Annotated in this window: 8 protein-coding genes; all 8 read right to left on the bottom strand. The window is 71.3% G+C overall.

Annotated features, from left to right (window positions below; genetic code table 11):
• Nucleotides 1–35 precede the first annotated feature (35 nt).
• The gene (gene gdhA, locus E2170_RS13465) at nt 36–1,379 is read right to left on the bottom strand and encodes an NADP-specific glutamate dehydrogenase (RefSeq protein ID WP_133001114.1); all 1,344 of its coding nucleotides are present in this window, start codon (nt 1,377–1,379) and stop codon (nt 36–38) included.
• A 63-nt stretch (nt 1,380–1,442) separates the two neighbouring features.
• Nucleotides 1,443–2,534 carry a tetratricopeptide repeat protein gene (locus E2170_RS13470; protein ID WP_243708172.1) on the bottom strand — a complete coding sequence of 364 codons (1,092 nt, stop codon included), beginning with the start codon at nt 2,532–2,534 and terminating at the stop codon, nt 1,443–1,445.
• On the bottom strand, nt 2,534–3,028 hold the full coding sequence (locus E2170_RS13475) for a cytochrome c-type biogenesis protein (protein WP_133001116.1): 495 nt from the start codon (nt 3,026–3,028) through the stop codon (nt 2,534–2,536). Before E2170_RS13475 ends, E2170_RS13470 begins: the two co-directional genes overlap by 1 nt.
• Nucleotides 3,025–3,612, bottom strand: coding sequence for a DsbE family thiol:disulfide interchange protein (locus E2170_RS13480; RefSeq protein WP_133001117.1), 588 nt, complete (start codon nt 3,610–3,612; stop codon nt 3,025–3,027). The genes E2170_RS13475 and E2170_RS13480 overlap by 4 nt, the downstream gene beginning before the upstream one ends.
• Nucleotides 3,609–5,540 (bottom strand): heme lyase CcmF/NrfE family subunit, encoded by a 1,932-nt coding sequence (locus E2170_RS13485; RefSeq protein ID WP_133001118.1) that lies wholly within the window; start codon nt 5,538–5,540, stop codon nt 3,609–3,611. Before E2170_RS13485 ends, E2170_RS13480 begins: the two co-directional genes overlap by 4 nt.
• Nucleotides 5,540–6,028: a cytochrome c maturation protein CcmE gene (gene ccmE, locus E2170_RS13490; protein ID WP_133001119.1), complete on the bottom strand. Its 489-nt coding sequence runs from the start codon at nt 6,026–6,028 to the stop codon at nt 5,540–5,542. Before ccmE ends, E2170_RS13485 begins: the two co-directional genes overlap by 1 nt.
• Nucleotides 6,025–6,201, bottom strand: coding sequence for a heme exporter protein CcmD (gene ccmD, locus E2170_RS14285; RefSeq protein WP_133001120.1), 177 nt, complete (start codon nt 6,199–6,201; stop codon nt 6,025–6,027). Before ccmD ends, ccmE begins: the two co-directional genes overlap by 4 nt.
• Nucleotides 6,198–6,947 (bottom strand): heme ABC transporter permease, encoded by a 750-nt coding sequence (locus E2170_RS13500; RefSeq protein WP_133001217.1) that lies wholly within the window; start codon nt 6,945–6,947, stop codon nt 6,198–6,200. Before E2170_RS13500 ends, ccmD begins: the two co-directional genes overlap by 4 nt.
• Between the last annotated feature and the right edge of the window lie 279 nt (nt 6,948–7,226).

Consider the following 7,226-nt stretch of genomic DNA (forward strand, 5'->3'; position numbering starts at 1 on the left):
GATGGCGCCGCGGGCATCGCGCCTCAGGAATCGCCTCAGGCCACGCCCTGCGCCAGCATCGCGTCGGCCACGCGTACGAAGCCGGCGATGTTGGCGCCGTCGACATAGCTGACGCTGCCGTCTTCGCGGCGCCCGTGCTCGACGCAGGTCTCGTGGATGTCGCACATGATCCGCTGCAGCCGGGCGTCGACCTCATCGGCACCCCAGGTCAGGCGCATCGCGTTCTGGCTCATTTCCAGGCCCGAGACCGCGACGCCGCCGGCATTGCTGGCCTTGCCCGGCGCGTACAGCACGCCGGCCTCCTCGAAGATCCGCACGGCCTCGGGGGTGGTCGGCATGTTGGCGCCCTCGGCGACGCAGCGCACGCCGTTGCGGACCAGGGCCGTGGCATCGGAGGCGTCGATCTCGTTCTGGGTGGCGCAGGGCAGTGCGACGTCCACCGCCACCGACCACGGCCGCATGTCGGCCTCGAAACGGGCGCCCACGCGCTGTGCATAGTCGCTGACCCGGCCATACAGGTGGTTCTTCACCTCCATGAGCTCGGCGAGCTTGTCGGGCGTGAAGCCGTCCTCGTCGACCACGGTGCCGCTGGAGTCGGAGGCGGTGACCACTTTCGCCCCGCACTCCATCGCCTTTTCGATCGCCGACTGGGCGACGTTGCCCGAACCCGAGATGGAGACCCGCAGGCCGTCGAGTGCCGCACCCGTGCGCTCGAGCATTTCCTGCGCGAAGTAGACCGTGCCGTAGCCGGTCGACTGCGGCCGCATCAGCGAGCCTCCGAACGCGGTGCCCTTGCCGGTGAACACGCAGTCGGCGCGGTTGGCGATCCGCTTCACCATGCCCGCCATGAAGCCGATTTCGCGGCTGCCGACGCCAATGTCGCCGGCCGGCACATCGGTGTGGGCGCCGATATGGCGCGAGAGTTCGATCGCGAACGCCTGGCAGAAGCGCATCACCTCGCCCGGGCTGCGGCCCTTGGGGTTGAAGTCCGAGCCGCCCTTGGCGCCGCCCATCGGCAGGGTGGTCAGGGCGTTCTTGAAGGTCTGCTCGAAGGCCAGGAACTTCAGCACCGACAGGTCCACCGAGGGATGGAAACGCAGCCCGCCCTTATAGGGCCCCAGCGCGTTGTTGTGCTGGACGCGGTAGCCGCGGTTGACCTGCACGTCGCCGTGGTCGTCGACCCAGGCCACGCGGAAGACGATGATCCGGTCCGGCTCGGCCAGGCGCTCGAGCAGGCCCTGGCTCGCGTAACGCGGATGGGCGGCGAGGAAGGGCCAGACGCTGTCCACGACCTCGCCGACCGCCTGCAGGAACTCGCGCTGGCCGGGATTGCGCTGTTCGACCCCGGCCAGGAAATCCGCGGCGGTGGCAGGCTTCATCGGCGTCTCCGTGGAAGGTCGCCTCGATGCTGCAATGCAGCATCGCCGCCTGTCAAGGAGGCCTCAGTCGGCGCCGAGCACCAGCTCCACGACTTCGTCGCTGGGCAGGGTGACCTGCACCGGCGCCGATTCGATGTCGCCCTCGCCGCGCTGCACGGCGCCGCTGGCGGAGATCCGCGCCGACACCACGGCCGTCGACAGCTGCGACAGCACCTGGGTGGGCATCGGGCTGTCGGCATCGTCGAGCACGATCTCCAGCGGCAGCGCGGAGACGTCATGGCGCTCGGCGGCCACCGGCATCGGCGGGCCGTCGGGGTCTCGGGCCATGACGAACAGGGTGCCGCGGCCGCCGAGGCGTTCGGCGACGCCCGGCGCCAGGCTGATGCGCACGCGCAGTCCGGGGCCGCCCGCGGTCGAAGCCGGGGCGTTGCCGGCAGGGGACGCGGCGGGCGTCGCGGCGCCCGCGCCCGCGGTGGCAGGCCCGGCCGCGGAGGGCAGGCCGGCGGCCGCGCGCGCTTCGGCGATCTGCGTGCGCAGGCTGGCCGCGGTGGAGGGATCGACGTCAGGCAGCAAGGCTTCCCAGGTCGCGGCGGCTTCGGCATCCCGGCCGCGCTGGCGCTGGGCGACACCGATGAACCAGCGCGCACGCTGATTGGAGGGCTGCAGGGCGGCCGCGCGCTCGAGCATGGCCAGGGCCTCGTCTTCGAACAGGTTCTGCGGATGCGCCTGGGCACTGGCCTGGGCCAGTTCGACCATCAGCGCCGGCTCGTCGGGCACCAGGGCCTGGGCGCGGGCGTAGGCGTCGCGCGCACCCGCGTGGTCGCCCTGGACCGACAGCGAACGCGCGAGCAGGGCCCAGCCTTCGGGCTGCTGCGGATTGCGCTCCAGCTCGGCCCGCAGTTCGGCAACGGCCTCCGCGAACTGCGCGGGATCGACGTGGGCGGCGGCCTCGATGGCGTCCGCGGACGACGTACGGGCGGCGGGATCCAGCGCGGCCGGCGTGCCCAGCAGCTGGTAGCCGGCAACGGCCAGCAGCGGCACCGCGGCGAGCAGCACCAGCCAGGTGCGCGGCGAACCGCGGCGCAGCGGCGCCACCACCAGGGCGGTGGCCAGCAGCGATGCGAACAGGACCGCGAGCAGGAAGACGGCGGCCATCACCACTCCTGTCCTTCGTCGACGGGATCGGGCGCGACGCGGTTGCCTGCCGCGCGCCTGCGCACGACGACGACCACTACGATCGCGCCGGCGAGCAGCACGACCGCGGGGCCGAGCCACAGCAGCAGGGTGCCGCCGCCGAACTGCGGGCGGTAGAGCACGAACTCGCCGTAGCGGTCGACCAGGAATTCCTTGATCTCGGCGTCGCTGCGGCCTTCGCGCATCAGGTTGAAGACTTCGCGGCGCAGGTCGTGGGCGATCGGCGCGTCGGAATCGGCCAGCGACTGGTTCTGGCACATCACGCAGCGCAGTTCCAGGGTCAGTTTGTGGAAGCGCTGTTCCTCGGCGCGGTCGCGGAACTCCAGCGGCTGCGCCGGGCGCGCGACCTGGGCGAGGGCAGGCGCCGGCGCGATGGCCAGCGCGGCCAGCAGCAGCGACAGGGCCGCGCCGAGCAGCCGCGGGGCAAGTGGGAGCGAGGGCCGGCGCAGGTTCATCCGCCGCCCTCCATCGCCTCGACCATCGGCGCCAGCACCTCGTCGACGATGTCGTCGGTCAGCGGGCCGACGTGCTTCCAGCGCACGATGCCGTCGGCATCGACCAGGAAGGTCTCGGGCGCGCCGTAGATGCCCCACTCGATCGCCGCGTCGCTGTCGTAGTCGGTGATCACGACCCAGTAGGGATTGCCGAACTGTTCCAGCCAGCGCAGCGCGTCCTCGGGCTCGTCCTTCCAGTTGTAGCCGACCACGCGGATCCGCTTGGTCTCGGCGTAGCGCGCAAGCACCGGGTGTTCGACCTGGCAGGCCGGGCACCAGCTGCCCCAGACGTTCATCAGGTAGGGCTTGCCGCGCAGGTCGTTGCTGCCGATGCGGTAGTCGGCGTCGTGCAGCACCGGCAGCGAGAACTCCGGTGCCGGCTTGCCGATCAGCGGCGAGGGCAGTGATTCGCGGTCGGGGCGGTCGGAGCGGCTGACGCCCCAGCCGAGCAGCACCAGCAGCAGCACGAAGCCGCCGACCAGCAGCGCGGCCAGCAGCCGGCGGCCACCCGTGGGCGCGGCTTCGGGGGCGCTTGGGGTGTTCATCGCGGCGCCTCCTTCGTCTTCAACGGCAGGCGGAAGCGGCGGTCGGTGGCCACGACCACCGCGCCCAGCGCCATCAGCAGTGCGCCGGCCCAGACCCAGCGCACGAAGGGCTTGATGTGCAGGCGCACGGCCCAGGCGTCGCCGCCCAGCGGTTCGCCCAGTGCGACGAAGATGTCGGCGCGGACGCCGGCGTGGATGCCGGCGTCGGTCATCACCTGGCCGCCGCTGGCGTAGGCGCGCTTCTCCGGATGCAGCAGCACCAGCGGCCGGTCGTCGCGGAAGACCTGCACGTGGCCGCGGTCGGCCATGTAGTTCGGGCCCTGGACGCGCTCGACGCCGTCGAAGCGGAAGGCGTAGCGGCCGATGGTCTCGGTCGCGCCCGGCGACATCGGCACTTCGCGCAGCACGTTCTGCGCCTCGACCAGCATGGCGCCGACCAGGAACACGGCGATGCCGAGGTGGCCCAGCACCATGCCGATCATCTCGGGCGTGAAGCCGCGGCCCTGGGCGCTGAACCGCGTCCAGGCGAAGCGCAGCGTGCCCAGGCCCACCCAGGCCGCGGCGAACACGCCGAAGCCGGTCTTGACCGCGCCCTGTGGCGCCTTGAACCAGGCGATCACGCCCAGCAGCAGCGCCAGGCCCAGCCACGGTGCCAGCATCGCCAGCGGCTTCGAGGCCTGCTCCTGCTGCCAGCGCGTCAGCGGGCCGAAGGGCACCAGCAGCACCAGGGGCGCCATCAGTACCAGGAACAGGGTGCCGAAATAGGGCGGGCCGACCGAGACCTTGCCCAGGTCCAGCGCATCGGCGATCAGCGGATACAGCGTGCCCAGCAGCACCATCGCGCAGGCCGAGGCCAGCAGCAGGTTGTTGACCAGCAGCAGGGTCTCGCGCGACGAGGCGGCGAAGGGCTTGCCCTGCGCCAGGCGCGGCGCGCGGGTGAGGTAGACCAGCAGCGCGCCGCCGATCACCGCGCCCAGGAAGACCAGGATGAAGAGGCCGCGCGAGGGATCGGCGGCGAAGGAGTGCACGCTGGTCAGCACGCCCGAACGCACCAGGAAGGCGCCGAGCAGCGACAGCGAGAACGCGGCGATCGACAGCAGCATGGTCCAGCTGCCGAAGCTGCCGCGCTTCTCGGTGACCGCCTGCGAATGGATCAGTGCCGCGCCCACCAGCCAGGGCATGAAGCTGGCGTTCTCCACCGGATCCCAGAACCACCAGCCGCCCCAGCCGAGCTCGTAGTAGGCCCACCAGCTGCCCATGGCGATGCCCACGGTGAGGAAGGCCCATGCGATGTTGGTCCAGGGCCGTGACCAGCGCAGCCAGCGCGCATCGACCGCGCCTTCCAGCAGCGCGGCCAGCGAGAACGCGAACGGCACCACGAAGCCGATGTAGCCGATGTACAGCAGCGGCGGATGGATGATCATCCCCGGGTCCTGCAGCAGCGGATTGAGGTCGTGGCCCTCGGCCGCCGCCGGCAGCAGGCGTTCAAAGGGGTTCGAGGTGAACACCATGAACGACAGGAAGCCCACCGCGACCAGGCCGATCACGCCCAGCGCGCGCGCGCGGAAGCTCCAAGGGATGCGCCGCGACAGCACCGCCACCGCCGCGTTCCAGATCGCCAGCATCAGCGACCACAGCAGCAGCGAGCCCTCGTGCGAACCCCAGACCGCGGTGTAGCGGTAGATCAGCGGCAGCAGCGAATTCGAGTTGTCGGCGACGTACTTGACCGAGAAGTCGCCGACCACGAACGCGACCGTCAGCAGCACGTAGGCGCCCAGCACCAGCACCAGCTGCGCGATCGCGGCCGGGCGGGTGACCGCAGCCAGGTCCTCGCGGCCGCGGGCGGCGCCGACCAGGCCGGAAAGCCCCTGCAGGACCGCGAATACGAGCGCGAGCGCGAGCGCCGCCTGGCCGATCTCCGGCAGCACTAGCGCTGGCCTTCGGCCGGAGGCGCGGGCACGTCCACGTTGTGCTTCTCGTGCGCCAGGCCCATCTTGTCGGCCACTTCCTTGGGCACGTAGGTCTCGTCGTGCTTGGCCAGCACCTCGTCGGCGACGAAGGTGCCGTCGGCGCGCATGCGGCCGGTGGCGACCACCGACTGGTTCTCGCGGAACAGGTCGGGAAGGATGCCGGAGTAGACCACCGGCATCAGCGCGTCGCCATCGGTGACCATGAAGCGCGCTTCCATCGAGCCCGGCGGGCGCTCGAACGAATCCCTGGCGACCATGCCGCCTAGGCGGAAGCGGGTCGCGCCCGAGGCCACGTCGGCGCCGGCGCGCCCGTCGAGCACTTCCGCCGGCGTGAACAGGTAGGCGACGTTGCGCTGCAGCGCCATCGCCACCAGCACCGCCACCAGCGCCGCCGCGGCGACGACGGCGAGCACGAACCAGAGGCGCCTGCGACGGGTGGGGTTCATCGGTGCAGCTCCGTGGGCCGGTCGGTGCCGGCGGGGCGCGCGGCCTTGCGTGCGGCCAGCCTTCGCGCGGCGCGCAGCTGGCGCGAGATGGCCAGGCGCGGGGCGACGTAGTCCCAGGCCAGCATCAGGGCGAACACCGCGTAGGCGGCGATGACGTATTCGCGATAGCTCATTTCCCGGCCTCCGCGATCCGGCGCACCCAGTCCTTGCCGGCCTCGCGCTGCAGGTTGTCGGCGCGGGCGCGCGCCAGCAGCGAGCCGGCGAACCAGAGCTTGGTGCCGACCAGCATCCACACCAGCGGCGGCATCATGCTCGGATCCATCGACGACTCGCCGAAGATGCGGATGGTCTGGCCCTGGTGCAGCGAGTTCCACCACACCACCGAGTAGCGGATGATCGGCAGCATCACCACGCCCACCAGCGCCAGCAGGCCGGCGGCGCGCGCGGCGGTGCGGCGGTCGTCGATGGCGTGGTACAGGCCGATCACGCCCAGGTACAGGAACAGCAGCACCAGCTGGCTGGTCAGGCGCGGGTCCCAGTCCCACCAGGTGCCCCACATCGGCTTGCCCCAAATCGAGCCGGTGGCGAGGGTGACGAAGGTGAAGGCGGCGCCTATCGGCGCGCAGGCCATGGCCAGGATCTCGCACAGTTTGATCCGCCAGACCAGGGCGATCGCGGAGTACAGCGCCATCAGCCCGAACACCATGAGGCTCATCCAGGCCGCCGGCACGTGGATGTAGAGGATGCGGAAGCTGTCGCCCTGCTGGTAGTCGGCGGGCACCTGGAACAGCGCGCCGTACACGCCCCAGGCCATCACCAGCAGGCCGAGCCCATGGCCCCACGGTGCCCAGCGGGCGGCGAAGCGGTCGAAGTAGGGCGGTGAGCCCAGCTGGTGGAACCAGCGGATCACCGGGTTCATGTCGGACATCGGGTTTTCGCTGGCAGGAGGCGCGCGGGCCCCGGGTGGGTCGGCCCGGGACCTGGGCGACCGTACGGGCCAACGCTGCATTCTTTCAGGTTTGGCCCCTTGGGCCAAGGCGGACCGGCCTGGCTGGGGTCCAGGCGTGATCGTCGCCGCTTGCCTTTCGCGGCGCACTGATCGTGGTCAATCCGTGGGTCTTGGGCTGACGGCTGGCGAAGCGTTTCCTTCGGGAGGTCTGCGCCGCGGGGGGGGGGGGGGGGGGGGGGGGGGGGGGGG

The sequence above is a fragment of the Luteimonas arsenica genome (assembly GCF_004352825.1).
GTDB lineage: Bacteria > Pseudomonadota > Gammaproteobacteria > Xanthomonadales > Xanthomonadaceae > Luteimonas > Luteimonas arsenica.

Bases quoted from the DNA above. Each gene is read 5' to 3' on its own strand.
- E2170_RS13475 (WP_133001116.1), bottom strand. From the start codon at position 3,028: ATGAACCTGCGCCGGCCCTCGCTCCCACTTGCCCCGCGGCTGCTCGGC.
- E2170_RS13480 (WP_133001117.1), bottom strand. From the start codon at position 3,612: ATGAACACCCCAAGCGCCCCCGAAGCCGCGCCCACGGGTGGCCGCCGG.
- gdhA (WP_133001114.1), bottom strand. From the start codon at position 1,379: ATGAAGCCTGCCACCGCCGCGGATTTCCTGGCCGGGGTCGAACAGCGC.
- E2170_RS13470 (WP_243708172.1), bottom strand. From the start codon at position 2,534: ATGGCCGCCGTCTTCCTGCTCGCGGTCCTGTTCGCATCGCTGCTGGCC.
- ccmD (WP_133001120.1), bottom strand. From the start codon at position 6,201: ATGAGCTATCGCGAATACGTCATCGCCGCCTACGCGGTGTTCGCCCTG.
- ccmE (WP_133001119.1), bottom strand. From the start codon at position 6,028: ATGAACCCCACCCGTCGCAGGCGCCTCTGGTTCGTGCTCGCCGTCGTC.
- E2170_RS13500 (WP_133001217.1), bottom strand. From the start codon at position 6,947: ATGAACCCGGTGATCCGCTGGTTCCACCAGCTGGGCTCACCGCCCTAC.